The sequence below is a fragment of the Bacillus sp. 3G2 genome (assembly GCF_044324725.1).
GTDB classification, from domain to species: domain Bacteria; phylum Bacillota; class Bacilli; order Bacillales; family Bacillaceae_G; genus Bacillus_A; species Bacillus_A mobilis.
Genome location: NZ_CP172246.1, coordinates 4,994,098 through 5,020,139, shown reverse-complemented (window position 1 = coordinate 5,020,139; position 26,042 = coordinate 4,994,098). Strand labels below are relative to the sequence as shown.

The following is a 26,042-nucleotide window of genomic DNA, read 5'->3' as shown; positions in this document are numbered from 1 at the left end:
TGTAGTCTGTTCCTTATGTATGTTAAAATACTTTGGGCACTTGGAAATAGGGTTTCACATATATGTGGATAAGGCGCATTTTTCTTAGAAAAATGCGCCTTTCGTATATTCACATTTCTTTTGTTCTATTCTTATGTACGCTATGATAAAGGAAGCAGAGAAAAGGGGTGGGGTTAGATGAAACGAGTATTATTTGTTTGCACTGGAAATACATGCCGTAGCCCGATGGCTGAGGCGTTACTTCGTCATCATGGAGAAGGTAAGTTTGAAGTGCAATCTGCTGGCGTTTTCGCCTATCCTGGTAGTGATGCGTCGATATATGCAAAGGAAGCTCTAGCTGAAAAGGGAATTTTTATCAATCATGCTTCGCAGCAGGTAAATGAAACTTTGATTGATTGGGCAGATATTGTAGTAACGATGACGGAAAACCATAAGCAAATTGTACTTGGGCATTATCCGAGTGTTGAAAAGAAAGTAGATACATTATATGGAGTAACCGAGGGGATCAGTAAGGATATTTCAGATCCATTCGGCGGATCACTTTCTATTTATAAAGAAACGTTAGAAGAGATGGAAAAACTTGTACAAACTTTACTGAAAAAACATTCAGAGGGTTAATGTTTCGTGTATAATACGATATTGGAGATCACTTCGTTCCGTTAAGGTAACGAGTGAGAAATGAAGATGATTGATTGAAACTTTGGAGGGGTAAAAATGAAAGTAGTAGTAGCATCTGATCACGGCGGTATGAATATCCGTAAAGAACTTGTAAGTTTATTAGAAGAGTTAAATATTGAATATATTGATTTAGGTTGTGAATGTGAAGCTGGTTCTGTTGATTACCCTGATTTTGCGTTTCCAGCAGCGGAAATGGTAGCGAATGGCGAAGTAGATCGTGGTATTTTAGTTTGTGGGACAGGCATCGGTATGTCAATTGCAGCGAACAAAGTAAATGGTATTCGTTGTGCATTAGTTCATGATACTTTCAGTGCGAAAGCAACGAGAGAGCATAATGATACGAACATGCTAGCAATGGGCGAGCGTGTAATTGGTGCTGGTCTAGCGCGTGACATCGCAAAAATTTGGTTAACAACTGACTATGAAGGTGGTCGTCACGAAAACCGCGTAGGAAAAATTAAAACATACGAAACAAAGTAATAGATTCTAACTAGAAGCAGTATGAAATATAATTTGGTGAACCAACCTGTGAAAGGAAGAGGCGTAATGACAGAAATCGTAAAGGTAAGAGAACAGTTACAAATGTCGCTTTCTGATTTCCAAGAACAAGCTTCATTACAAAGTGGTCAAATTTTTGTAGTGGGGTGTAGCACGAGCGAAGTGCTAGGAGAAAGAATTGGAACATCAGGGACGATGGAAGTAGCAGAGGCGATTTTTTCTGAGTTAAAACAATTTCAAGAACAAACAGGTATTGAGTTGGCGTTTCAATGTTGTGAGCATTTAAACCGTGCTTTAGTAGTTGAGAGAGAGTTGGCGATGAAATATCAATTTGAAATTGTAACAGTTACGCCTGTTAGATCAGCAGGTGGTGCATTAGCAACATATGCGTATCACAATTTGAAAGATCCGGTAGTAGTTGAGTTTATTAAAGCAGATGCAGGAATGGATATTGGTGATACATTTATCGGTATGCATTTAAAGCATGTAGCTGTTCCGGTTCGTACAGGTGTGAAGGAAATTGGAAGTGCACATGTAACGATGGCAACAACACGTGGGAAACTAATTGGCGGAGCGCGTGCTGTTTATGCGGTGAAGGAAGAGACTATTACTTGCCGTTAGACATGAAAAATTATAAAGTCGCATAATAGCTTTATATCGAAAGATAAAAGGTATGTAGTCTGACTTTATAATAGAAGAAAGAAAAGACCGATTTTCGGTCTTTTTTTTCTTTTATGATATAGAAAGTCATGTTAGAATGTAGTTGAAAACATGAAGGTTCGAAAGAATTACAACCTGAATTTTCGTTTTTTCTGAATAAATGAGAAAAAACTATTGGGAATCGATGTAATTCGTTCAGAAAAGGGGGATTTTGGTGGATCATTTAAAACGTCAAGATGAAAAGGTATTTGCTGCAATTGAGGCAGAACTAGGAAGACAGCGTTCAAAGATTGAGTTAATTGCTTCGGAAAACTTCGTAAGTGAAGCAGTAATGGAGGCGCAAGGTTCTGTTTTAACGAATAAGTATGCTGAGGGATATCCTGGAAAACGTTACTATGGTGGCTGTGAGCACGTAGACGTAGTGGAAGATATCGCACGTGATCGCGCGAAAGAAATTTTTGGCGCAGAGCATGTAAATGTTCAACCGCATTCTGGTGCACAAGCGAACATGGCAGTATACTTCACGATTTTAGAGCAAGGCGATACAGTACTTGGTATGAATTTATCTCATGGTGGTCACTTAACACACGGAAGCCCTGTTAACTTCAGTGGAGTACAATATAATTTCGTAGAATATGGCGTGGATGCTGAATCTCACCGTATTAATTACGATGATGTATTAGCAAAAGCGAAAGAACATAAACCAAAATTAATCGTTGCAGGTGCAAGTGCATATCCTCGTGTTATCGATTTCAAACGATTCCGTGAGATTGCAGATGAAGTGGGTGCATACTTTATGGTTGATATGGCACATATCGCTGGTTTAGTAGCTGCTGGTTTACATCCAAACCCAGTACCACATGCACATTTCGTTACAACGACAACACATAAAACATTACGTGGTCCACGTGGTGGTATGATTTTATGTGAAGAGCAATTTGCAAAACAAATTGATAAATCAATCTTCCCTGGTATTCAAGGTGGTCCACTTATGCACGTAATCGCTGCAAAAGCTGTTGCATTTGGTGAGACACTACAAGATGATTTCAAAACATATGCACAAAATATCATTAATAATGCGAACCGCTTAGCTGAAGGTCTTCAAAAAGAAGGACTTACACTTGTTTCTGGCGGAACAGACAATCACTTAATCCTGATTGATGTTCGTAACTTAGAAATCACAGGTAAAGTAGCAGAGCACGTATTAGATGAAGTTGGTATTACAGTGAACAAAAATACAATTCCATTTGAAACAGCAAGCCCATTTGTAACAAGCGGTGTACGTATCGGTACGGCAGCTGTAACATCTCGTGGTTTCGGTTTAGAAGAAATGGATGAAATTGCGTCACTTATTGCTTACACATTAAAAAATCATGAAAATGAAGCTGCATTAGAAGAAGCACGTAAGCGTGTAGAAGCGTTAACGAGCAAATTCCCAATGTACACAGATCTATAATAGATGAAAGAAGACTGCTGAGACATAATTGTTTTGGCAGTCTTTTTTTGGACATATATTGGTCTTTAAGTATGTATACAAATGATGAATAAATTTTGGCGATATAATGAAGGATACAGCTCCCATAATTGGTAAAGATACTAGATAGATTCATCGTAAAATTATGATTTTGCCAAATTTGCCCTTGAATATTAGTAGCGTTTTCTTTACAATCGTAAATAGTGTAAAAAAGCGTGCAAACGCATGAATATCATCTAAAGGAGAGATTCACATGGGAAAACTGTATGTATTTGATCACCCGTTAATTCAACATAAGATTACATATATTCGCGATAAGAATACAGGTACGAAAGATTTTCGTGAATTAGTGGACGAAGTAGCAAGTTTAATGGCCTTCGAAATTACTCGCGATCTTCCACTTAAAGACATTGAAATTGAAACGCCTGTAAGCAAAGCGACAACAAAAGTGATCGCTGGTAAAAAACTTGGTTTAATTCCGATTTTACGTGCAGGTTTAGGAATGGTTGATGGAATTCTGAAATTAATTCCAGCAGCAAAAGTAGGACACGTTGGTTTATACCGCGACCCTAAAACATTGCAACCGGTAGAATACTATGTGAAACTTCCAACGGATGTAGAAGAGCGTGACTTTATCGTACTAGATCCGATGCTAGCAACAGGTGGTTCTGCAGCTGAAGCAATTAACTCTCTGAAAAAGCGCGGTGCAAAGCAAATTAAATTAATGTGTATCGTTGCAGCTCCAGAAGGAGTAAAAGTAGTACAAGAAGAACATCCGGATGTTGATATTTATGTAGCGGCATTAGATGAGAAATTAAATGACCACGGATATGTAGTACCGGGTCTTGGTGATGCTGGTGACCGTTTATTCGGAACGAAGTAAGACAACTGACGAGAGGGGATTCCCTCTCGTTTTTTTGTACCTTGATTAAGTAGGGGAGGGGGATAAATATACATAGTATATACAACATAAGTTGCATGCACATCACATATAATATAGAAGTCTTACGTCTAAAGAGCACTATATTATGGAAGGAAAGCGTTATATCGTAAAAATATAATAGTGACAAACTTGTGAACATTTCCTTCTATTATAAAGAGAAAACTGTTAGAAATTGCATATCTCTAACCAGTATTTAGAAGGGGAACGTTTTCATTTTTGGGAGGAAATGACTAATACTCAAATTTTTTGATTTTTTACGATTTCTCGTTGACACTGTTAATACCCTATTGTATGCTAACAACGGGGATAGATGGTAGGGCTTTCAGTGACAAAAATACATCTATTCAGTGACGAAAATGTAAACTTTTTATTTTGTATAGGATTTATGCAAAAAAATGAGTTATTATTAACACATCGTGAATGAGGGTTACATATTGGAGGGATGAATCCTTGCAAAAAAACGATCGCAGCCATATAAAAGCTTATGCTTTAATGTCAGGTATTCTTGCTCAGTTAGTCGGTTCTATTCTTATTGGAATCTTTGGTGGGCAGTGGATTGATAATAAGGTTGGAACGTTTCCATTGTTTCTTATTATAGGGTTATTACTCGGATTAGGAACTGGGGTATACGCAATGATTCGACTCATTCGACATTACTATTCGGGAGAGCAATGATGATAGACGTACATGGACTTGTCCAAAGACAAAAGAAATATATGTACTACTTGCTTGCGCTTCTAGTGCTAGGATGGGGATTCACCTCTTACAAGGATGTATTTCTTGGACTGATTATCGGAACGATTTTCAGTTTTCTTAGTTTGCGCATCATTGCACGTAGAACAGACAAGCTGTTGGATCGCGTAACAAATGGAGAAAACGTGAAGTTTAAGGCGACAGCGGTAAGTACATATTCAAGATTCGCCACGATTGGGTTATTAATTTTATTTGCAGCCAAGTATCAAGAGTTAATTGCGATGTGGGGCTTAGGTGTGGGATTGCTGACAGGATACCTTGTCATGATCATAGATTTTCTTTATTTAGAGTATAAGAGCAGGGAAGAGAGGTGAATTACTAGTGGAACACGGTAGATTAGTTGAATTTCTAGGTTTAACGTTCGATTTGTCATCAGTTATGATGGTTACTGTAGCAGCAGTTATTGTTTTCTTAATCGCTGTTATCGGAACTCGCAGTTTAGCTCTTCGCCCAACAGGGATGCAAAATTTCATGGAATGGGTGTTTGACTTCGTGAAAGGGATTATCAATAGTACGATGGACTGGAAAACAGGTGGACGTTTCTTAACGCTTGGCGTTACGCTTATCATGTTTATCATCGTATCGAACTTCCTTGGTTTACCATTCATGTATTCAACAGTTGAGGCTGGCGAACATATTGCATGGTGGAGATCACCAACGTCTGATCCAGCAGTTACATTAACATTAGCCGTGATGGTAGTTACCCTCACCCATTATTATGGAATTAAGATGAAGGGTACGAAAGAATACGTTAAAGGTTATTTCCAACCGATGAAATTCTTATTCCCATTAAAGGTTATTGAGGAGTTTGCTAACACATTAACGTTAGGTCTTCGTTTATTTGGTAACATTTATGCAGGTGAGATCTTATTAGGATTACTTGCTAAGTTAGGCGGGGCATCATTCCTTGGAGCATTAGGTGCGCTTGTACCGATGTTAGCATGGATGGGATTCAGCGTATTCGTTGGATCAATCCAGTCATTTATTTTCGTTATGTTAACGATGGTTTATATGGCTCATAAAGTAAGCCATGACCATTAATATAATTTAAGTAAGAAAAAATTTATTTTTTTATAATACAAAGGAGGACAAATTAAATGAGTTTAGGTGTAATCGCAGCTGCAATTGCAATTGGTTTATCAGCATTAGGTGCAGGTATTGGTAACGGTCTTATCGTATCACGTACAATCGAAGGTGTTGCTCGTCAACCAGAATTAAAAGGCGCACTTCAAACAATTATGTTCATCGGGGTTGCTTTAGTTGAGGCACTTCCAATCATCGGTGTAGTTATTGCATTCATCGTAATGAACAAATAAGGGAGACTCCCCTTACATAGATGGCGAAGAGTGTTTTTCCGAACTTTCTTCGCCATTGCTTTATGGATGAAACGTATGTCTTTTTTTTTCATATGATCAATTTAGATATTTTGAAGGGAGTGAATCCTTGTGCCAACTTTATTATTAGGGGCTGCCATTCCATTTGGAACGATTGCTTATACATTGTTCATTTTCTTACTTCTATTAGTAATGCTACGCAAATTTGCGTGGGGTCCTTTAATGGGAATTATGAAAGAACGTGAAGAGCATGTTACTAATGAAATCGACGCTGCAGAAAGAAGTAACGCTGAAGCGAAAAAATTAGTAGAAGAACAACGTGAAATGTTAAAACAATCGCGTGTTGAAGCACAAGAGTTAATCGAAAGAGCGAAAAAACAAGCTGTAGATCAAAAAGATGTTATTGTTGCTGCTGCGAAAGAAGAAGCAGAATCAATTAAAGCATCTGCTGTACAAGAAATTCAACGCGAAAAAGAGCAAGCGATTGCTGCTTTACAAGAACAAGTTGCTTCTTTATCTGTTCAAATTGCTTCTAAAGTAATTGAAAAAGAGTTAAAAGAAGAAGATCAAGTTAAGTTAATTCGCGATTATATTAAAGAAGTAGGAGAAGCGCGATGAGCAATGGGATTGTAGCAAAACGTTATGCTGTCGCTCTTTTTAAAATTGCAAAAGAAAAACACGTATTAGAAATGTTTGAAGAGGAATTACGCCTTGTACAAAACGTTTATGTAAAGAACGGAGAACTACATAGCTTTTTAACGCAACCGAACATTTCAAAGGAACAAAAGAAAACGTTTCTTGCAAACGTATTCGGGTCTGTTTCTGAATCTATTTTAAATACGTTATATATTTTAATTGATAACAAACGCATTGATATCTTACCTGAAATTGCAGATGAATACGTTGTTCTTGCTAATGAAGAACGTAACGTAGCGGATGCAACTGTATATTCTACTCGTCTTCTATCAGAAGAAGAGAAGCTTAACATTGCAGAAGCATTTGCAAAGAGAACAGGAAAAGATGCAATTCGCGTGAAAAATGTTGTAGATGAAGATTTACTAGGCGGCATTAAAGTACGTATTGGAAATCGCATTTATGATGGAAGTTTACAAGGAAAATTAGCACGTATTCAGCGTGAATTAATGAAGAATAGATAGGGGTGAAGCACATGAGCATCAGAGCTGAAGAAATTAGCGCACTGATAAAGCAACAAATCGAGAACTATCAGTCTGAAATCGAAGTTAGTGATGTTGGTACAGTTATCCAAGTTGGTGACGGTATTGCGCGTGCTCATGGTCTTGATAATGTTATGGCTGGTGAACTTGTAGAGTTCTCTAACGGCGTTATGGGACTAGCACAAAACTTAGAGGAAAACAACGTAGGTATTATCATTTTAGGACCTTACACAGAAATCCGTGAAGGTGACGAAGTTCGTCGTACTGGTCGCATCATGCAAGTACCAGTAGGAAAAGAACTAATCGGTCGTGTTGTAAACCCATTAGGTCAACCAGTTGATGGTTTAGGCCCAATCAATACAACAAACACTCGTCCAATCGAAAGTCCAGCACCAGGTGTAATGGATCGTAAATCTGTTCATGAGCCACTTCAAACAGGTATTAAAGCGATCGATGCTCTTGTACCAATTGGCCGTGGTCAACGTGAGTTAATCATTGGTGACCGTCAAACAGGTAAAACAGCAGTTGCACTTGATACAATCATTAACCAAAAAGATGAAGATATGATTTGTATCTATGTAGCTATCGGACAAAAAGAATCAACTGTACGTAACGTAGTAGAAACACTACGTAAGCACGGTGCATTAGATTACACAATCGTTGTAACTGCATCTGCTTCTCAACCAGCTCCATTATTATACTTAGCTCCTTATGCTGGTGTAACAATGGGTGAAGAGTTCATGTACAATGGTAAACACGTATTAGTAGTATATGATGACTTATCAAAACAAGCAGCGGCTTACCGTGAGCTTTCATTACTATTACGTCGTCCTCCAGGTCGTGAAGCTTATCCAGGGGATGTATTCTACTTACATTCTCGCTTATTAGAGCGTGCAGCAAAATTAAGTGATGCAAGAGGCGGCGGTTCTTTAACTGCACTACCTTTCATCGAAACACAAGCAGGGGACGTATCAGCATACATCCCAACAAACGTAATTTCTATTACGGATGGACAAATCTTCTTACAATCTGATCTATTCTTCTCTGGCGTACGTCCAGCAATCGATGCGGGTACTTCTGTATCTCGTGTAGGTGGATCTGCTCAGATTAAAGCAATGAGTAAAGTATCAGGTACACTTCGTCTTGACCTTGCATCTTACCGTGAGTTAGAAGCGTTCGCTCAGTTCGGTTCTGACCTTGATAAAGCAACTCAAGCGAAACTAAACCGTGGTGCTCGTACTGTTGAGGTATTAAAACAAGGATTACACAAACCGTTACGTGTAGAGAAACAAGTTATCATTCTTTACGCTTTAACACGTGGATTCCTAGATGATATCCCAGTAGCAGATATCACTCGTTTCGAAGAAGAATTACATGCTTGGTTAGATTCTAATGCGACTGACTTATTAGAAGAAATCCGCACAACTAAGAAACTTGCGGATGACGACAAATTTGCAGCAGCTATTAATGGATTTAAAAAAGTATTCGTAGCTTCTGAATAATAAAAGCGGAAGCGGCTCGTCCTGAATGTGAGGGGGAAGAAGTGAAGCCACCGAACATTCAAGCCGCTGGAGCTAGATAATAATATATATAGGCATCTCAGGCTTTGAGATTGCTGACGGTTATGTAAAGGAAAAGAGTAGGTGCACCTATTCTTTTCCTTCAATCATGAGCAAGAATATCTTGCAACGTAGATTAGGAAGAGAATTCTTACTAATCGTGCCAACTTCCGGAAAAAAGGTGGTGAAAACCTGTGGCATCTTTACGCGATATAAAAGCGAAGATTAACTCGACAAAGAAAACGAGTCAAATTACGAAAGCGATGGAGATGGTATCTGCATCTAAGTTAAACCGTGCAGAGCAAAATGCTAAATCTTTCGTTCCGTATATGGAAAAGATTCAAGAAGTAGTAGCGAGCATTGCGCAAGGAAGTAAAGGAATTAATCATCCGATGCTAAATGCGCGTCCTGTAAAGCGTACAGGGTACATCGTTATTACATCTGATCGCGGACTAGCAGGTGGTTATAACAGTAACGTATTACGTACAGTAAGTAACGTAATTCGTGAACGTCATAATATGGACTCAAACCAATATTCAATTATTGTGCTTGGCCGACTAGGACGTGATTATTTAAAACGTCGCGGCTTTAACATCATTGATGAAGTAGTTGGACTATCTGACCACCCATCATTTACTGATATTAAAGACCTTGCTTCTCGAGCAATTGCGATGTTTGCAGATGGTGCTTATGATGAGCTGTATATTTACTACAACCATTACGTAAGTAAAATTTCACAAGAAGTAACGGAAAATAAAATTTTACCGCTTACTGATGTGGCGTCTGATAAACCGACGACAGCTTATGAATTCGAACCTTCTGAAGAAGAAATTTTAAAAGTACTATTGCCACAATACGCAGAAAGCTTAGTGTACGGTGCATTACTAGACGGTAAAGCAAGTGAACACGCAGCGCGTATGACAGCAATGAAGAGTGCTACAGACAACGCAATGGAAGTTATCGATTCACTTACACTTTCATTCAACCGTGCGCGTCAGGCAGCGATTACGCAAGAAATTACGGAAATCGTTGGTGGAGCAGCAGCGTTAGAGTAGTATAAAAAGTGGAAGCGGCTCGTCCAGAACAGGAGGGCATTGGAGCTCCTGACAAAGAGGCGCTTTTTGCCTCGTAGGAAGGCGCGAAATGACCGACTGTTCTAGCCGCTGGAACTAGATTCAATAAAAAGCGTAGGCGGCTCTTTTCAAAGAGCCGCGTAAGCTATAAACCAATAAAAAATGAAAAGCTAACCGCTCGTAGAAAGTTGGCTAATTAAAAGAAAGCTAGGAGGGAACCCGATGAATAAAGGGCGCGTTACGCAAATCATGGGTCCGGTTGTAGACGTTAAGTTTGATGGCGGAAAGCTACCAGAAATCTACAACGCCCTTACGGTAAAACAAAGCAACGAAAACGGAACAAGCATTAACTTAACATTTGAAGTTGCACTTCATTTAGGTGATGATACAGTTCGTACAGTTGCAATGTCTTCCACAGACGGACTTGTTCGTGGTACAGAAGTAGAAGATACTGGTAAAGCAATCTCTGTACCAGTTGGTGATGCAACACTTGGTCGCGTATTTAACGTATTAGGTGATGCAATTGATTTAGATGGTGAGGTTCCTGCCGATGTACGTCGTGATCCAATTCACCGTCAAGCACCTGCATTCGAAGAATTATCTACTAAAGTAGAAATTCTTGAAACTGGTATTAAAGTAGTAGACTTACTTGCTCCTTACATTAAGGGTGGTAAGATCGGTCTATTTGGTGGTGCCGGTGTAGGTAAAACTGTATTAATTCAGGAATTAATTAACAACATCGCACAAGAACACGGTGGTATCTCTGTATTCGCTGGTGTAGGTGAGCGTACTCGTGAGGGTAACGATTTATACCACGAAATGAGCGATTCTGGCGTAATTAAGAAAACTGCGATGGTATTCGGACAAATGAACGAGCCACCTGGAGCACGTCAACGTGTTGCATTAACAGGTTTAACAATGGCTGAACATTTCCGTGATGAGCAAGGACAAGACGTACTTCTGTTCATCGATAATATCTTCCGTTTCACGCAAGCAGGTTCTGAAGTATCTGCCCTTCTTGGTCGTATGCCATCTGCGGTAGGTTACCAACCGACACTTGCAACAGAAATGGGTCAATTACAAGAGCGTATTACATCTACAAATAAAGGATCTATCACGTCTATCCAAGCGGTATATGTACCAGCCGATGACTATACGGATCCAGCACCAGCTACAACGTTCGCTCACTTAGATGCAACAACAAACTTAGAGCGTCGTTTAACACAAATGGGTATTTACCCAGCCGTAGATCCATTAGCATCTACATCTCGTGCACTTTCTCCAGAAATCGTAGGAGAAGAGCATTATGAAGTAGCTCGTCAAGTACAGCAAACTTTACAGCGTTATAAAGAGCTTCAAGATATCATCGCTATCTTAGGTATGGATGAGTTATCTGAAGAAGATAAGTTAGTTGTACATCGTGCTCGTCGTATTCAATTCTTCTTATCTCAAAACTTCCACGTAGCTGAGCAGTTTACAGGTCAAAAAGGTTCTTACGTACCTGTAAAAAATACAGTTAGCGGATTTAAAGAAATTTTAGAAGGAAAATATGATGACCTTCCAGAAGATGCATTCCGCCTTGTTGGTGGCATTGAAGAAGTTATTGAAAACGCGAAGAAAATGATGGCGTAAGGCCTTAGGAGGGACGAATTATGAAGACATTTCCAGTCAGTATTGTAACTCCTGATGGACCGGTTTACGAAAAAGAAGTAGAAATGGTAAGTGTAAAAGCAGAGAGTGGGGAAATGGGGATCTTACCAGGTCACATTCCAACTGTCGCACCGTTAAAAATTAGTGCAGTTCGTCTGAAACATGGTGGACACACTGATTATGTAGCAGTAAGCGGTGGCTTTATCGAAGTTCGTCCAGATAAAGTAACTGTATTATCATCATCTGCTGAAGAAGCAAACCATATCGATATCCATCGTGCAAATGAAGCGAAGCGTCGTGCTGAGCAACGTATGCAAGATAAACAAGCACATGTTGACTTTAAACGTGCAGAAATGGCATTACAACGTGCTGTGAACCGTTTAAACGTTTCCGATATGAAATGAAAAATCCGTAAAGGCTTTGCCTTTACGGATTTTTTTGTGTAGTTTATGGATAATTTTACAAAAATGGTATAATTATATTGATGCTTGTATAAGTAGAGAATGTACAACAATTTATAAAGGAGATGAATAAATGATTGGTGAAGTGAAACGAGAAGCGTTGCACTCTTTAACGGGAAATTGGGGACTAGGTGTTGGATCAACGATTTTATATCATATCATAAGTTACGTCGTTTCAATGGCTGTAATGCTTATATTATTAATTCCAGGAGTTATAATATTCCTTTTAGCTTCTATCTCAACCGGTTCAATTGGAGAAGAAGCGATGGGAATTGCAGCTGTGATTACGTTTGGGGTTTTTTATTGTCTTATGATAATTTTAAGTTATGCAGCTTATGGTATTACAACATACGGTTATACGAATGTGTTTCTACAAATAAGTAAAAGAGAAGATGCTAGAGTGGATTACTTGTTTGAAGGGTTCCGTGGTTTTAAAAGAATGATGAAAACAATGTGGGCTATGGTTGCAATTTTGTTATATACAGGTGCATGGGTGCCAATGTTAGGAATGATTGTGTTTGGGACATTAGGGTTTTTTGATGAGGGTGCAAACCCATCGTTCATAATCGTTTTCTTTATTTTATTAGCTATCTCGGGTATTGTAATGACTATCCTGTATTTTTCGTATTCAATGACGTATTATGTGATGGTTGAAAAACCAGAATATAGTGTTTCACAGGCAATGAAAGAAAGTAAGCATCTTATGAAGGGGCACAAATTGGATTTGTTTCTGTTATGGCTGAGTTTTATAGGTTGGGTAATTTTAGCGATTCTTACACTTGGAATAGGTTTTCTTTGGCTTAGCCCGTATATGAGTACAACGACAGCGCATTTTTATCGCTATCTTGCAAAAGATGAATTGTAGTAGGAACATGCTATACTAATAGAGTTATTACGTATAGGAGGACGATTATGATTAGTGATTTAAAAGGAGAAGCGCTGGATTCATTAGAAGGGAAATGGGGATTAGCTGTCGGTGCAACATTACTGATTTCGATTCTTATTTCAGTTTTTAGTTTTAGTATTAATTTCATTTTCTCTCAGGCTTGGGATTGGAAAGAAGTAAATAGCTCACTTTCAGTAGACGTTATTTCAATATTCATGGTAGGTCCATTAACGTTAGGTGGCTATTATTTAGCGCTACATATTATTCGTGAAAAAGAGGCGCGTATCGGGCATATATTCAGGTGGTTTACAGAAGGAAGTAAGTTTATAAAGTCATTTTTATTATATATAGTAGTGAACATTTATATTTTCTTATGGTTTTTACTATTTATTATTCCAGGCATTATTAAATCATTTTCTTATGCGATGACGTACTTTATTATAAATGATCACCCTGAGTATTCTATAAATCAAGCTATTACAGAAAGCCGTCGTATGATGGATGGGCATAAGATGGAGTATTTCATTTTATGTTTAAGTTTTATTGGCTGGTTTATATTAAGTTGTATTACGTTAGGAATTGGATTCCTATGGCTAATTCCATATTTTTATACGACGTCAGCAGCTTTTTATGAAGAAATTGCAGAGGAATATTACGAGAAAAAAATTCCGACACTATAAAGTGAAACTTTAATCAGTGGAGGTTTTGTTCATCCCCCACTGATTATTAGTTGAACCAATCGGGCTTTTACGGGTAGTTGATCCCCCACCTAACTTCTTTGCTTTCGCTGAATTTTGAGGTGGGGGTCTTACTGCCCGTTAAATGCGGGATAAAAACGCCCAGTATGAACTATTTGTTCATACTGGGTGTTTTTTGTAGAAATTTTATAAATTGATGACTAGTAAGTGGTTTGCTGAAATAGTAACCTTGCATATATTTACAGTTGTTTTTTTGTAGGAATTTAAGTTGTTTTTCTGTTTCAATTCCTTCAGCAACGACAGAAAGATTTAAAGTATTTGCAAGGGAAAGGATAGTGGAAACGATAGCTCTTTCCTCAGGTCGATGATCGGCTAGTTGTGTAAATTCTCTCGGTACTTTTAATGTATCGATAGGGAAAATGGATAAATAAGCGAGAGAAGAATAGCCGGTACCGAAGTCATCAATGGACGTTTGAATACCATATTCCTTTAATTGTTTTAGTCTTGATAACGTTTCTTTTTCATCGATCATCGCAATTCGTTCTGTTAACTCAAGTGTTACATATTTTGGATCAACGTTAACGTCTGTTAGTATTTGTGAAATGTTCTCGATTAAATAATCTTGCTGGAACTCCTTTGCTGATAAGTTCACACTTATTTTTAAATCTTGGTAGCCGAAAGTATGCCATATTTTCAGCTGGCGACAAGATTCTTTTAATACCCAATGACCGAGTGGGATAACTTGTGGCGTCTCCTCTACAATTGGAATGAACTCACATGGCGGAATGTCACCTAGGAGTGGGTGTTTCCAGCGTATTAATGCTTCAGCACCAATAATCTTTTTCGTCGTAATATCAATTTGTGGTTGATAGACGAGATAGAACTCTTCGTTTACTAAAGCGAGTGGTAAATCTTTTTCAATTCGAGCTTTTCGTTCCATTTTTTTATACAATTCTTTCGTGTACAGAGAGCTACCGTTTTTCCCTTTGTTTTTTGCTTCGTACATGGCCATATCGGCATGCTGCAAGATTGATAATGGATCTTCACCTGCTTCAGGATATATCGCAATTCCGATGCTCGGTGAGATTTGTAAATGCTGATTTTCGATTTCGAATGGTTCGTTCATGGCTACTACAATCGTATCAGCTATTTTTTGTATATCTGGTCTTTTTTTATAATTTTCGATAAGGATTGTGAACTCATCCCCAGCTAGCCTGGCAAGCTTCATATTTGGTGTCGATAGCCTTTCAAGTCTTTTTGCTACTGCAATTAATAGAAGGTCTCCTACCCTATGACCGAGGGTGTCATTAATAACTTTAAAGCGGTCTAGGTCGAGAAACATAACAGCAAAAGGCCTTTTTGATATTTCGGATCGAGCAATTGCTTGTTCTACATATTGATGAAATGCACGGCGATTTGCAAGCTCTGTTAACGTATCATGATATGCTAGAAAGTTAATTTGTTCTTGTTGTTGTTTGCTTTCCGTAATATCTTTAATCATTAAATAAACTCCAGAAATATGATTCTTTAAAAAGATAGGAACAGCTGTAACATGCAAGTAGTAAATATCTCTATTTTTATGATATGCCCGTATTTCTAAAGAAATAGATGTCCCCTTTTTTACGCGATGAAAGGCATTAATGATTTCTTCCAAATCTTCTTCATACATAAGTGAATAGTAAGGTTGATTTAATAATTCATTCGTTTGATAACCGAGTAAAGTAGTACCAGCGTTGTTCACATTGAGAAAATTACCGTACAAGTCTAATGTGAAAATTGGATCTGGATGGTACTCGTATAAAGATTTAAACATTTGTTGGTTATGGTATAGTTCATTTTTTTGTTCTACTAAATCTTCTGTACGTAGTTCAATTTGTTTTTCGAGTTCTGAGTTGAATTGCATTTGGGCTAGTAATAATATTTTATTTTGTTTTCGAACTAAACTATGGCGTATGAGAACGAAGGAGAAAGTTATCATAAGCCCGATTACTACAATAGGTGCAAAAACGTATTCAACTAATATAAAAACAATAAGCATGACTACAGAAATATAAGGTAATGACAATCTGATCGACTCACCAAGTTTAGGTGTTAATAGTACTTGTTCTTGTTTTTCAGGTTCTTTTGTATGCAGAATACAGGCGATTGCTACTAGTACTAAAGTTACTTGATAGAGGGGGGTAACTGTAAACATAGAATACTCGGGTGTGAAGTATTTGATATAAGCATAAATCGCGTCTGTAGTAGCATATAAAATTAAAGCACTGCCAAGAAGCGCACCAACTTTTTTTGGTAATAAGGATAATGGCTTGAATAACAGATTGATTCCTATTAAAAGAAAAAGTAAATCAGCCATTGGATAGGTAAGTTGAACAAATATGTCGACATAGGATGTTGTAAAAACGTGAATGGTTCGTTCAATAAGTAAGTAGTAGCTTAAAGTAAATTGTGCTGTAACGATGATACAAATATCACATATCATAAAAAGTTTTTCTAATAAATCTCGGTTATAAATGATTTCATATAGAAAGGCAAATGCAAAGCTCATTAAAAAAAGTAGGTAAAAAAAATCGGACGGATCAACGAATGTATAGTAGTCCTTTAAAATTAAACGCTGATAGGAAACGACGATATCCCCAATGAAATAAGAGAGGGTTCCAACAGATAATATGGTCCAAAATAAACGAGGTAACCCTTCTTTCATGTTTGAAAAATAAAGTATATAACTACAAGCGATAATATCAATGAATAGTGAACTCATCCCAATTAATAATTGAAAAGGAAATGAGTATTCATATAGAAAAGGCATTGCTACGTAATGAATAACTATAGACAACAATATAATGCTTATAAGAATACTTACATGTGTTTGTTTTTTCATTTATCTCACCCACGGTATATACATATAAATTCCTCTTTTATTTTTTATAGTTTCTTGAAAAACATATATAATTTTTATATTTATTTTGCACAGGTATGGCGCGAGTTATAAAAACAGATTTTAATAATTCTCGTTTCTGTCCCCAATATATCGACATAGGAATTTGAAGTTTGCTATAATGATTAAAATAGTTGCATTATTTAGAAAAATTTAAAAATAATAATTACTGCAACTAGGACATATTGTTTACTAAGTGAACTTGTTCTTAATTCAGGGGGGAGGGTTTCACAATGGCAAGTGTATATGAAAATAGTTATATGATCGTTTTGATTTTCTTGCTATTAGGCATATTGCTGCCGGTAGTGGCTCTTACATTAGGAAGGATGCTGCGTCCAAACAAACCAAGTGCAGCGAAAGCGACGACGTATGAGAGTGGGATTGAGCCTTTTCATGATGCGAATATTCGGTTTCATGCTCGTTATTATATTTTTGCTTTATTGTTTGTCATCTTTGATGTAGAAACTTTATTTTTATATCCATGGGCTGTTGCATATGACAAGCTCGGTTTATTTGCACTGATTGAAATGCTCATCTTTGTTGTAATGTTGCTAGTTGGATTAGCGTATGCTTGGAAAAAGAAGGTGTTACAATGGTTATAAATTTTGAGGAATTACATCCAAATGAACGTGCGGAATTAGAACGAAATATCTTTTTTTCTACATTGGAACAGTTGAAAGGATGGGCACGGAGCAATTCTTTATGGCCGATGACATTCGGACTAGCATGCTGTGCAATTGAAATGATGGGAGTAGGTTCATCACATTATGATTTAGATCGATTTGGGTCATTTTTTCGGACTTCACCAAGGCAATCAGACGTTATGATTGTGTCGGGAACGGTAACGAAGAAGATGGCTCCTATTGTTCGGCGTTTATACGATCAAATGCCTGAACCAAAGTGGGTTATTGCAATGGGATCTTGTGCGACAGCAGGTGGTCCATATGTAAATTCATACGCTGTTGTGAAAGGTGTAGATCAAATTGTACCAGTTGACGTGTATATTCCTGGCTGCCCACCAAATCCCGCCGCTTTAATTTATGGAATTAATAAATTGAAAGAAAAAATTCGTTACGAGGCAAAGACGGGAAAGCAGGTGACGAATAAATGAGTGATCCAAACAAAGACTTAGAGGATTTGAAAAGGGAAGCGGCTAGGCGTGCGAAAGAAGAGGCAAGAAAGCGCCTTGTTGCGAAACATGATGCAGAAATAAGTAAACTTGAGGAAGAAAATCGAGAAAAAGAGAAAGCGCTACCAAAAGATAGTGAAATGACTTTGGAAGACGCAAAACGCCGCGCGGCCGCAAAAGCAAAAGCGGCGGCGTTAGCGAAGCAAAAAAGAGAAGGAAGCGAAGAAATACCGGAGGAAGAAAAGGTCAAAGCAAAGGCAAAGGCAGCGGCGGCCGCGAAAGCAAAAGCGGCAGCGTTAGCGAAGCAAAAAAGAGAAGGAAGCGAAGAAGTGACGGAAGAAGAAAAAGCCAAAGCAAAGGCAAAGGCAGCAGCAGCCGCAGCCGCAAAAGCAAAAGCGGCAGCATTAGCGAAGCAAAAAAGAGAAGGAACAGAAGAAGTGACGGAAGAAGAAAAAGCCAAAGCAAAGGCAAAGGCAGCAGCAGCCGCAGCCGCAAAAGCAAAAGCGGCAGCATTAGCGAAGCAAAAAAGAGAAGGAACAGAAGAAGTGACGGAAGAAGAAAAAGCCAAAGCAAAGGCAAAGGCAGCAGCAGCCGCAGCCGCAAAAGCAAAAGCGGCAGCACTAGCAAAGCAAAAAAGAGAAGGAAGCGAAGAAGTAACGGAAGAGGACAAGGCTAAGGCGAAAGCAAAGGCCGTGGCGGTAGCAAAGGCAAAAGCAGCGGCTCTAGCAAAGCAGAAGGCCTCGCAAGGTGATGGGGATTCGGGAGATGAAAAGGCGAAGGCGATTGCAGCAGCGAAGGCGAAAGCGGCTGCGGCTGCAAGGGCGAAGACAAAGGGTGCTGAAGGTAAGAAGGAAGAGGAAACGAAGCAGGAAGAGCCATCCGTGAATCAGCCGTATTTAAATCAGTATGTTGAATTTATTAAGGGGAAAATAGGAGAGGATATATTAGTAGATTCCTACATTAATAAACTTTCAAAAGATGTGCCAACTCTTGTAGTGGAGCCTTCAAAATATTATGAAGTGATGGAGTTACTGCGGTTCCACGAGGGACTTGCATTTGATTATATGTCAGAGCTACATGCGACAGATTTTGTGACACATATGGAAGTATATGTTCATTTATTTTCATATGGAAAGAAACAGTCAGTAGCGGTGAAGGTGAAGCTGGATAGGGAAGAGCCGCAAGTAGAATCGGTGACAGCGTTTTGGAAAGGCGCGGACTGGCCGGAGCGAGAAGCGTATGATTTGCTCGGTATTGTATTTAAGGGGCATCCCAACTTATCACGTATTTTAATGCCAGATGATTGGATAGGGCACCCGCTTAGGAAAGATTATGAACCGCATGATGTGGAGGTGTAGCTAATGATCCGTACGGAAGAAATGCTTTTGAATGTAGGGCCTCAGCATCCGAGTACGCACGGTGTGTTCAGGCTTGTTATTAAGATTGATGGGGAAATTATTAAAGAAGCTACACCGGTTATTGGATATTTGCATCGCGGGACCGAAAAGATTGCTGAGAGCTTACAGTATACGCAAATTATCCCTTATACAGATCGAATGGACTATTTATCGGCCATGACGAATAATTACGTCATTTGCCATGCTGTAGAGACGATGATGGGGCTTGAAATACCGGAGCGGGCCGAATACTTACGAGTACTTGCAATGGAGCTTGGAAGGATTGCGAGCCACCTCGTTTGGTGGGGGACGAATCTTCTTGATATAGGAGCGGTCAGTCCGTTTTTATACGCGTTTCGTGAACGAGAGATGATTATAAATTTATTAAATGAATTATGCGGTGCCCGGCTTACTTTTAACTATATGAGAGTCGGGGGTGTAAAGTGGGATGCGCCGGACGGTTGGATCGAAAAAGTGGAAGAATTCATTCCGTATATGAGAGAGCAATTGGCAGGTTACCATGATCTCGTTAGTGGTAATGAGATTTTCTTAAATCGTGTAAAAGGCGTTGGTATATATAGCGCGGAAGAAGCGATTTCGTATTCTTTAAGCGGAGCGAATTTGCGGTGTACGGGAGTAAACTGGGATCTTCGCAAGGATGAGCCGTACTCCATTTATGATCGTTTTGATTTCGATATTCCTGTTGGGAGCGTGGGAGATGCTTGGGATCGTTACGTTTGCCGCATGGAGGAAATTGAGGAGTCATTAAAAATTGTTGAGCAAGCTGTCCAGCAGTTCCCGAAAGACGGAGCTGTGCTGGCGAAAGTGCCGAAAATCATTAAGGCGCCTAAAGGGGAAGTGTTTGTACGTATAGAATCACCGCGAGGAGAGATTGGTTGTTATATTGCTAGTGACGGAAAGAAAGAGCCGTACCGCTTGAAGTTTCGCAGGCCGTCTTTTTACAATTTGCAAATTTTACCGAGGTTATTGAAAGGTGAAAATATCGCCAATTTAATTACGATTTTAGGTGGAGTTGATATTGTACTTGGGGAGGTTGATGGCTAATGATTGAAACGCTCTTACAATCACCTTCAAGCTGGACGAATTTTTTCATTTTTTTCGGATTAGCGGTGCTTCTATTATTTGCAGTCCTTGGCTTCGTTACATATGGTATTTTGGCAGAACGGAAAGTGATGGGATTTATGCAAGGGCGAATTGGACCAAACCAAGTTGGGGGCCGATTCGGTTTACTGCAAACGGTAGCTGATGTTTTAAAACTATTACTGAAAGAAGATAGTATTCCGAAAGCGGCAGATAAACCGTTGTTTATATTAGCACCTGTTATTGCATTCGCACCGGCATTTATGGTGCTTGCAGTTATCCCGTTTACTGATAAATTTCAGTTCGCGGATATTGGCGTAGGCTTACTGTATTACATTGCTGTTTCTGGTATTACGACGATTGGTGTCGTGACCGGGGGATGGGCATCAAATAATAAATATTCCCTTTTAGGAGGGATGCGTGCGGCGGCGCAAATGATTTCTTATGAAATTCCACTCGTAATGAGTGTAATTGGCGTCGTTTTGTTAGCTGGTAGTCTGAATTTAAATGAAATTGTAGCAGCGCAGGAGAATGTTTGGTATATTTTCGTGCAACCAATTGGTTTCGTCGTCTTCTTAATCGCAGCGGTAGCAGAGTTAAATAGGACGCCGTTCGATTTACCGGAAGCAGAGTCAGAACTTGTTTCGGGATATCATACGGAATACTCAGGATTTCGCTGGGCGTTTTTCATGCTTTCAGAGTATGTATATTTCTTTGGAATGGCATCATTAATTACAGTGCTCTTTTTAGGCGGATGGAATCCAGTCATGTTCCTTGGATTTATTCCAGGAGCTGTATGGTTTGCTTTGAAGTTTAGCAGTGTAGTCTTTCTATTAATTTGGTTCCGCGTTACGTTTCCGCGTATAAGAGGTGACCAGTTAATGGAGTTTGGCTGGAAAGTATTATTGCCAATTGCACTTGCAAATATTTTCTTAACGGCATTGATTAAGGAGTTATTCTTCTAATCTATGAGGGGGGTGCCAGTAAGAGATGAAAGGACTATTTAAAGGATTAAAATATACATTAAGCAATTTGAGTAAGAAGAAGGTGACTTACGATTATCCGAATCAACCGTTGCCGCTGCCAGACCGCTTTCGAGGTATTCAAAAGTTTTATCCGGAAAAGTGCATTGTTTGTAATCAGTGCTCCAACATTTGTCCGACAGATTGTATTCAGCTGACGGGGAAAAAACATCCGGATCCTATGAAAAAAGGAAAAATTATCGACACGTACGATATTAATTTTGAAATTTGTATTCTTTGTGATCTATGTACAGAAGTTTGTCCGACAGAGGCGATTGTTATGACAAACAACTTTGAACTCGCGGAATATTCACGTGATGATTTATTTAAAAATTTGCAGTGGCTTGACGAAAACGACGAAAACGTCAGGAAGGAGAATAAAGCATGAATGGCGAGTTTGTAGCATTCTTCATACTATCCTTGTCTGCAATTATCGGCGGTGTTCTTATGCTAAATTTAACGAAAGTCATGCATATGATGCTAGCTCTCGTTCTGACATTCCTCAGCATTGCAGGTTTGTACTTTCTTTTATCGGCCGAATTTATAGGGGTTGCACAAATTTTACTTTACTCGGGTGCAATCACAATTATTATGATTTTTGGCATTATGTTAACGCAACATAACGCAGAAAATGAATCACGTCTTACTCTTCGAAAATGGATTATCTTCTTTGCGGTTGTAGCATTTGGGGCAGTTATGTATTTCGCTGTTAACAATATTGATTTTGCAAATGAAAGCGCACAAGGAAGTTTACCTCTCCATGAAAAAAACACACTTCAAATCGGTACACTTCTCTATTCGAAATATATTATTCCATTTGAGTTAACCTCAGTTATTTTACTTGTAGCACTTGTTGGCGCAATTATTCTTGCGAAGAAGGATGAGAAAGAGGAGGATTCCAATGAGTAGCGTTCCTGCTTCTGCATATTTAACGCTTGCGATTATTTTATTTTGCATCGGTTTGTTTGGAGCTTTAACGAAGCGGAATACGGTGATTGTATTAGTTTGTATTGAATTAATGCTTAACGCAGCCAATTTAAATTTAGTAGCGTTTAGTAAATTAGGTTTATTCCCAAATTTAACAGGGCAAATTTTCTCTCTGTTTACGATGGCTGTAGCGGCTGCGGAGGCGGCGGTAGGACTCGCCATTTTAATTGCTTTGTATCGTAATCGTACGACGGTTCATGTAGATGAAATGGATACGCTCAAAGGATAACATTGTGACCGAAAAGGGGGAAGGAAACAATGATCGATTATGCATGGCTCATACCGCTTTTCCCGCTTGTTTCGTTTTTTTTATTACTTATATTCGGGAAGAAAATTAGAGAAGGAAGCAGTGTACTTAGTATTTTCCTCGTCTTTCTCTCCTTTATATTTGCGGTACTTGTGTTAATAGAACGATTTTCGAAAGTAGGATTGAAACATAAGTGGGTATGGCTTAGAACGGGAGATATTGATATATCATTTGGCTTTGAAGTGACAGCATTAGGGGCTTTAATGCTGTTTATCGTTACACTTGTGAGTTTACTTGTACATGTGTATTCGAAAGGTTATATGAAAGGTGATGAAAGATTACCAACCTTTTATGCCTATTTAGGACTCTTTACATTTGCGATGCTCGGGCTCGTTATATCGCCGAATTTATTACAGCTTTATATATTTTGGGAGTTAGTAGGCCTCGGTTCATTTTTACTCATCGGTTTTTATTTCTTTAAAGAAGAAGCGAAGGCTGCTGCAAAAAAGGCCTTTATTATGACTCGTATTGGAGATGTCGGGTTATTTATAGGGATGATCTTACTTTTTTGGCACGCGGGTAGTTTTGAATATGACGCAATTTTTAGAGCGATTCATACGGGGGATCTTACCCCTACGATGATTACAATAACGGCGATATTAATTTTTATCGGAGCGATGGGGAAATCAGGTCAGTTCCCGCTTCATACGTGGTTACCGGATGCAATGGAGGGGCCGACGCCTGTTTCGGCACTTATTCATGCGGCGACAATGGTCGCAGCTGGCGTATATTTAGTGGCGACGATGTACCCGCTATTTTCAGCAAGTGCGGTGGCGATGCAGACGGTGGCAATTGTTGGAGCCTTCACTGCAATCTTTGCGGCTTCTATCGGTCTTGTGCAAACGGATATAAAGAGAGTGCTTGCTTATTCTACAGTTAGTCAGCTTGGTTATATGATGCTTGCATTAGGATCTGCCGGTTATGTAGCTGGTATTTTCCATTTAACGACACACGCCTTTTTTAAAGCGCTACTATTTTTGGCTGCAGGAAGTGTCATTCATGCAGTGCATACGCAAAACATTAACAAAATGGGCGGTTTACAAAAGAAGATGAAAATAACGGGTGCACTATTTTTAATCGGTACACTTGCAATTAGTGGTGTGCCACTCCTTTCCGGTTTCTTTAGTAAAGATGAAATTTTGGCGGCGGCTTGGATGAATGGCAATTACGTTTTATTCATATTAGCAGTAATTGCAGCGTTCTTAACAGCATTCTACATGTTCCGGCTATACTTCCTTGTCTTTACGGGGGAAGCGAAGACGAAGGAAGATGTGAGGGAATCGCCCCGCGTTATGACGTATCCGATGATTGTCCTCGGCGCCCTCGCGGTAGTGGCGGGTTATATGAATACACCATGGTTTGGGACGTTTCTTGGGGATTGGCTTACGAAAGATGTAGCATTTAAAGCGCGAGAGGTACACGGGCCAGTTTGGATTATGATCGTAGCAACGCTCGTTTCATTTGCAGGGATTGCTCTTGCATATTTCATATATGGTAAGAAATCTATTTCTAGAGATTTGGCAGGTGGCGAGGGAACACCTCTTTATAACCTTTTGAAAGAAAAGTATTATGTGGATGAACTATACAATATGACGGTGCTCCCTATTACGAAGGGAATCGCTCATGTGCTTCGCTTATTTGAGGTGTATGTAGTCGAAGGAATTGCCGTTTTAATAGGAAGTCTAGTTAAAGGGATAAGCGGACTCGGTTCTAGACTCCAAAACGGAAATGTACAAGTGTACGGCACTGTAACAGCTGTTTCGCTTGCAGTACTCGTCATTATTTTGCTTTATACGGGAGGGGATTTACGATGAATGATTTGTTATTAACGTTCTTCATTTTTTCCCCGCTTTTAGGAATTCTTTTACTTGTATTAACACCGAAAAAAGAATCGCGTACAGTGCGAGCGCTCGGTTTATTTGGGACGGCGCTTCCATTTGGAATCGCTATCGTCCTCGCTTGTACATATGCTTCTGGAAAGAGTTTGTCGCTATTCGATGAAAAAGTGAAATGGATTAAATTTGGGGATTTTGCAGCGGTGGATAAAAGATGGTTTTCCATTTATTACGAGCTTGGTATTGATGGTTTATCACTCGTTATGATGGTGCTGACGGCCCTTCTAGCGATGCTTGCAGCAATTGCGGCATTTACTATTAAAAGGAACTTAAAAGCCTTTTATATGCTGCTACTCATGCTAGAAATAGGGATGCTCGGCGTCTTCGCTGCTCAAAATTTAATGCTGTTCTTTATCTTCTTTGAAATTACATTGCCGCCAATGTTTTTATTAATTGGGAAGTGGGGGAAATTGTCGAGTGAAAAGGCTGCTTATAGTTATTTAATATATAACGGTATCGGCTCCGCTATTTTACTCATCGTTTTCTCGGTTTTATTTGCAAAAACAGGTACAACAAATATTACAGAGCTTAAAGAAATATTAACGAGTGTAGGTGCTGGGGGAGGAACGGCTGTCTCAAGTAGCTTACAGTTCGGTTTGTTTCTTGCCATAATGATCGCTTTTGCGATTAAACTCCCCGTTTTCCCGTTACATCGCTGGATGGTTAATGTGCATATTGAAGCGCATCCAGCTGTAGTTATGCTTCATGCGGGCGTTTTACTGAAGATTGGAGCATACGGTATGATTCGCTTCGGAAAGGGGTTATTCCCGGAATACTTTCGCGAGTTTGCAACGCTCATTGCGATTTTAGGAGTCATCAATTTATTGTACGGAGCCTTCTTGGCGCTCATCCAAACGGACTTTCGGAAGGTGCTTGCTTACTCTAGTATTTCGCATATGGGTATTGTATTAATGGGACTTGCGGCGTTAAATGCACCAGGTACACAAGGGGCACTATTCCAAGTTGTCTCTCATGGTTTAATTGCGGCATTACTCTTCTTCTTACTGGGTGTTATAGAACAACGTTTTGGAACGTCGGATATTACAGCGCTTGGCGGACTTGCAAAAAGTGTCCCAATACTTAGCGGATTCTTCTTAGCGGGAGGAATGGCATCGCTTGGATTACCAGGCATGTCTGGATTTGTTAGCGAGTTTCTTGCCTTTCTTGGTTTATTCCAAGGAGAGCCGGTCGTTGCGGCAGTCGGCGTACTTGGCATCATTTTAACCGCTGTATACGTATTAAGAGCAACACTTCAAGTAACATTTGGTAAGAAAGAGTGGGAAGCGAAAGCTGATATACATGGATGGGAGTATGTCCCTATATTGCTACTTATCTTCTGCATTATTGCAATTGGAGTAATGCCAGAAATACTAGGGGATCCGCTTCAAAATACATTGAAAACATTGGGGGTGAAGTAGGATGGA

Annotated in this window: 29 protein-coding genes; 28 read left to right on the top strand and 1 reads right to left on the bottom strand. The window is 39.2% G+C overall.

The genetic code is table 11. From position 1 onward, the window contains the following. Positions 1-177 precede the first annotated feature (177 nt). The 18 genes from ACHZK0_RS25910 to ACHZK0_RS25825 all read left to right on the top strand — a co-directional run bounded on the left by ACHZK0_RS25910 (position 178) and on the right by ACHZK0_RS25825 (position 13,824). Complete coding sequence (locus ACHZK0_RS25910) at positions 178-618, top strand: low molecular weight protein arginine phosphatase (protein WP_395761034.1); 441 nt, start codon at positions 178-180, stop codon at positions 616-618. Positions 619-714: 96 nt separating this feature from the next. Then, the gene (gene rpiB / locus ACHZK0_RS25905; protein WP_000869917.1) at positions 715-1,158 is read left to right on the top strand and encodes a ribose 5-phosphate isomerase B; all 444 of its coding nucleotides are present in this window, start codon (positions 715-717) and stop codon (positions 1,156-1,158) included. A gap of 21 nt (positions 1,159-1,179) precedes the next feature. Then, positions 1,180-1,797, top strand: coding sequence for a TIGR01440 family protein (locus ACHZK0_RS25900; RefSeq protein ID WP_262741394.1), 618 nt, complete (start codon positions 1,180-1,182; stop codon positions 1,795-1,797). Between the two features lie 253 nt (positions 1,798-2,050). After that, a complete protein-coding gene (gene glyA, locus ACHZK0_RS25895; protein ID WP_071724808.1) occupies positions 2,051-3,292 on the top strand; it encodes a serine hydroxymethyltransferase in 1,242 nt (413 codons plus the stop codon). A 271-nt stretch (positions 3,293-3,563) separates the two neighbouring features. Next, the gene (gene upp / locus ACHZK0_RS25890) at positions 3,564-4,193 is read left to right on the top strand and encodes a uracil phosphoribosyltransferase (RefSeq protein WP_000517539.1); all 630 of its coding nucleotides are present in this window, start codon (positions 3,564-3,566) and stop codon (positions 4,191-4,193) included. 370 nt (positions 4,194-4,563) lie between these two features. Then, positions 4,564-4,677, top strand: a complete 114-nt coding sequence (locus ACHZK0_RS25885; protein WP_071724806.1) for a DUF4024 domain-containing protein — start codon at positions 4,564-4,566, stop codon at positions 4,675-4,677. 26 nt (positions 4,678-4,703) lie between these two features. Next, complete coding sequence (locus ACHZK0_RS25880; RefSeq protein ID WP_001171219.1) at positions 4,704-4,928, top strand: AtpZ/AtpI family protein; 225 nt, start codon at positions 4,704-4,706, stop codon at positions 4,926-4,928. Then, entirely contained in the window at positions 4,928-5,320 is a 393-nt protein-coding gene (locus ACHZK0_RS25875) for an ATP synthase subunit I (protein ID WP_000567600.1), read from the top strand. Before ACHZK0_RS25880 ends, ACHZK0_RS25875 begins: the two co-directional genes overlap by 1 nt. A gap of 7 nt (positions 5,321-5,327) precedes the next feature. Beyond that, the gene (gene atpB / locus ACHZK0_RS25870; RefSeq protein ID WP_016085476.1) at positions 5,328-6,047 is read left to right on the top strand and encodes a F0F1 ATP synthase subunit A; all 720 of its coding nucleotides are present in this window, start codon (positions 5,328-5,330) and stop codon (positions 6,045-6,047) included. A gap of 56 nt (positions 6,048-6,103) precedes the next feature. Further along, positions 6,104-6,322: a F0F1 ATP synthase subunit C gene (gene atpE, locus ACHZK0_RS25865; protein WP_000052064.1), complete on the top strand. Its 219-nt coding sequence runs from the start codon at positions 6,104-6,106 to the stop codon at positions 6,320-6,322. A 129-nt stretch (positions 6,323-6,451) separates the two neighbouring features. Continuing rightward, positions 6,452-6,958, top strand: coding sequence for a F0F1 ATP synthase subunit B (gene atpF, locus ACHZK0_RS25860; RefSeq protein WP_001142618.1), 507 nt, complete (start codon positions 6,452-6,454; stop codon positions 6,956-6,958). Continuing rightward, a complete protein-coding gene (atpH, locus tag ACHZK0_RS25855; protein ID WP_000064683.1) occupies positions 6,955-7,497 on the top strand; it encodes a F0F1 ATP synthase subunit delta in 543 nt (180 codons plus the stop codon). Before atpF ends, atpH begins: the two co-directional genes overlap by 4 nt. 11 nt (positions 7,498-7,508) lie before the next feature. Continuing rightward, positions 7,509-9,017: a F0F1 ATP synthase subunit alpha gene (atpA, locus tag ACHZK0_RS25850; RefSeq protein WP_000027514.1), complete on the top strand. Its 1,509-nt coding sequence runs from the start codon at positions 7,509-7,511 to the stop codon at positions 9,015-9,017. Positions 9,018-9,268: 251 nt separating this feature from the next. Next, positions 9,269-10,129, top strand: a complete 861-nt coding sequence (gene atpG, locus ACHZK0_RS25845) for a F0F1 ATP synthase subunit gamma (protein WP_000157696.1) — start codon at positions 9,269-9,271, stop codon at positions 10,127-10,129. 240 nt (positions 10,130-10,369) lie between these two features. Continuing rightward, positions 10,370-11,779, top strand: coding sequence for a F0F1 ATP synthase subunit beta (atpD, locus tag ACHZK0_RS25840; protein ID WP_001032603.1), 1,410 nt, complete (start codon positions 10,370-10,372; stop codon positions 11,777-11,779). Positions 11,780-11,799: 20 nt separating this feature from the next. Next, positions 11,800-12,201, top strand: coding sequence for a F0F1 ATP synthase subunit epsilon (gene atpC, locus ACHZK0_RS25835; RefSeq protein ID WP_060487972.1), 402 nt, complete (start codon positions 11,800-11,802; stop codon positions 12,199-12,201). A 130-nt stretch (positions 12,202-12,331) separates the two neighbouring features. Beyond that, a complete protein-coding gene (locus ACHZK0_RS25830) occupies positions 12,332-13,123 on the top strand; it encodes a DUF975 family protein (RefSeq protein ID WP_270606120.1) in 792 nt (263 codons plus the stop codon). A gap of 47 nt (positions 13,124-13,170) precedes the next feature. After that, the gene (locus tag ACHZK0_RS25825; protein ID WP_262741396.1) at positions 13,171-13,824 is read left to right on the top strand and encodes a DUF975 family protein; all 654 of its coding nucleotides are present in this window, start codon (positions 13,171-13,173) and stop codon (positions 13,822-13,824) included. A gap of 169 nt (positions 13,825-13,993) precedes the next feature. Here the strand turns inward: ACHZK0_RS25825 and ACHZK0_RS25820 are convergent, their stop codons facing one another. Next, entirely contained in the window at positions 13,994-16,723 is a 2,730-nt protein-coding gene (locus tag ACHZK0_RS25820; RefSeq protein ID WP_270606121.1) for a putative bifunctional diguanylate cyclase/phosphodiesterase, read from the bottom strand. A 290-nt stretch (positions 16,724-17,013) separates the two neighbouring features. On the opposite strand from ACHZK0_RS25820, the gene nuoA reads away from it, so the two are divergent. The 10 genes from nuoA to ACHZK0_RS25770 are packed head-to-tail and all read left to right on the top strand — an operon-like array spanning position 17,014 to position 26,036. Further along, positions 17,014-17,382 (top strand): NADH-quinone oxidoreductase subunit NuoA, encoded by a 369-nt coding sequence (nuoA, locus tag ACHZK0_RS25815; RefSeq protein WP_000179273.1) that lies wholly within the window; start codon positions 17,014-17,016, stop codon positions 17,380-17,382. Then, the gene (nuoB, locus tag ACHZK0_RS25810) at positions 17,373-17,891 is read left to right on the top strand and encodes an NADH-quinone oxidoreductase subunit NuoB (protein ID WP_000236331.1); all 519 of its coding nucleotides are present in this window, start codon (positions 17,373-17,375) and stop codon (positions 17,889-17,891) included. The genes nuoA and nuoB overlap by 10 nt, the downstream gene beginning before the upstream one ends. After that, positions 17,888-19,267: an NADH-quinone oxidoreductase subunit C gene (locus ACHZK0_RS25805; RefSeq protein WP_395761033.1), complete on the top strand. Its 1,380-nt coding sequence runs from the start codon at positions 17,888-17,890 to the stop codon at positions 19,265-19,267. Before nuoB ends, ACHZK0_RS25805 begins: the two co-directional genes overlap by 4 nt. Positions 19,268-19,270: 3 nt before the next feature. Next, positions 19,271-20,371, top strand: coding sequence for an NADH-quinone oxidoreductase subunit NuoD (gene nuoD / locus ACHZK0_RS25800; protein ID WP_395761032.1), 1,101 nt, complete (start codon positions 19,271-19,273; stop codon positions 20,369-20,371). After that, positions 20,371-21,372 (top strand): NADH-quinone oxidoreductase subunit NuoH, encoded by a 1,002-nt coding sequence (gene nuoH / locus ACHZK0_RS25795; RefSeq protein ID WP_000573437.1) that lies wholly within the window; start codon positions 20,371-20,373, stop codon positions 21,370-21,372. Before nuoD ends, nuoH begins: the two co-directional genes overlap by 1 nt. Before the next feature lie 25 nt (positions 21,373-21,397). Continuing rightward, a complete protein-coding gene (nuoI, locus tag ACHZK0_RS25790) occupies positions 21,398-21,817 on the top strand; it encodes an NADH-quinone oxidoreductase subunit NuoI (protein WP_199638414.1) in 420 nt (139 codons plus the stop codon). Then, entirely contained in the window at positions 21,814-22,338 is a 525-nt protein-coding gene (locus ACHZK0_RS25785) for an NADH-quinone oxidoreductase subunit J (RefSeq protein ID WP_063262324.1), read from the top strand. The genes nuoI and ACHZK0_RS25785 overlap by 4 nt, the downstream gene beginning before the upstream one ends. Continuing rightward, a complete protein-coding gene (gene nuoK, locus ACHZK0_RS25780; RefSeq protein ID WP_000100078.1) occupies positions 22,331-22,645 on the top strand; it encodes an NADH-quinone oxidoreductase subunit NuoK in 315 nt (104 codons plus the stop codon). The genes ACHZK0_RS25785 and nuoK overlap by 8 nt, the downstream gene beginning before the upstream one ends. A gap of 29 nt (positions 22,646-22,674) precedes the next feature. Continuing rightward, a complete protein-coding gene (gene nuoL, locus ACHZK0_RS25775; RefSeq protein WP_395761031.1) occupies positions 22,675-24,537 on the top strand; it encodes an NADH-quinone oxidoreductase subunit L in 1,863 nt (620 codons plus the stop codon). Next, complete coding sequence (locus tag ACHZK0_RS25770) at positions 24,534-26,036, top strand: NADH-quinone oxidoreductase subunit M (protein WP_063262322.1); 1,503 nt, start codon at positions 24,534-24,536, stop codon at positions 26,034-26,036. Before nuoL ends, ACHZK0_RS25770 begins: the two co-directional genes overlap by 4 nt. Positions 26,037-26,042 lie beyond the last annotated feature (6 nt).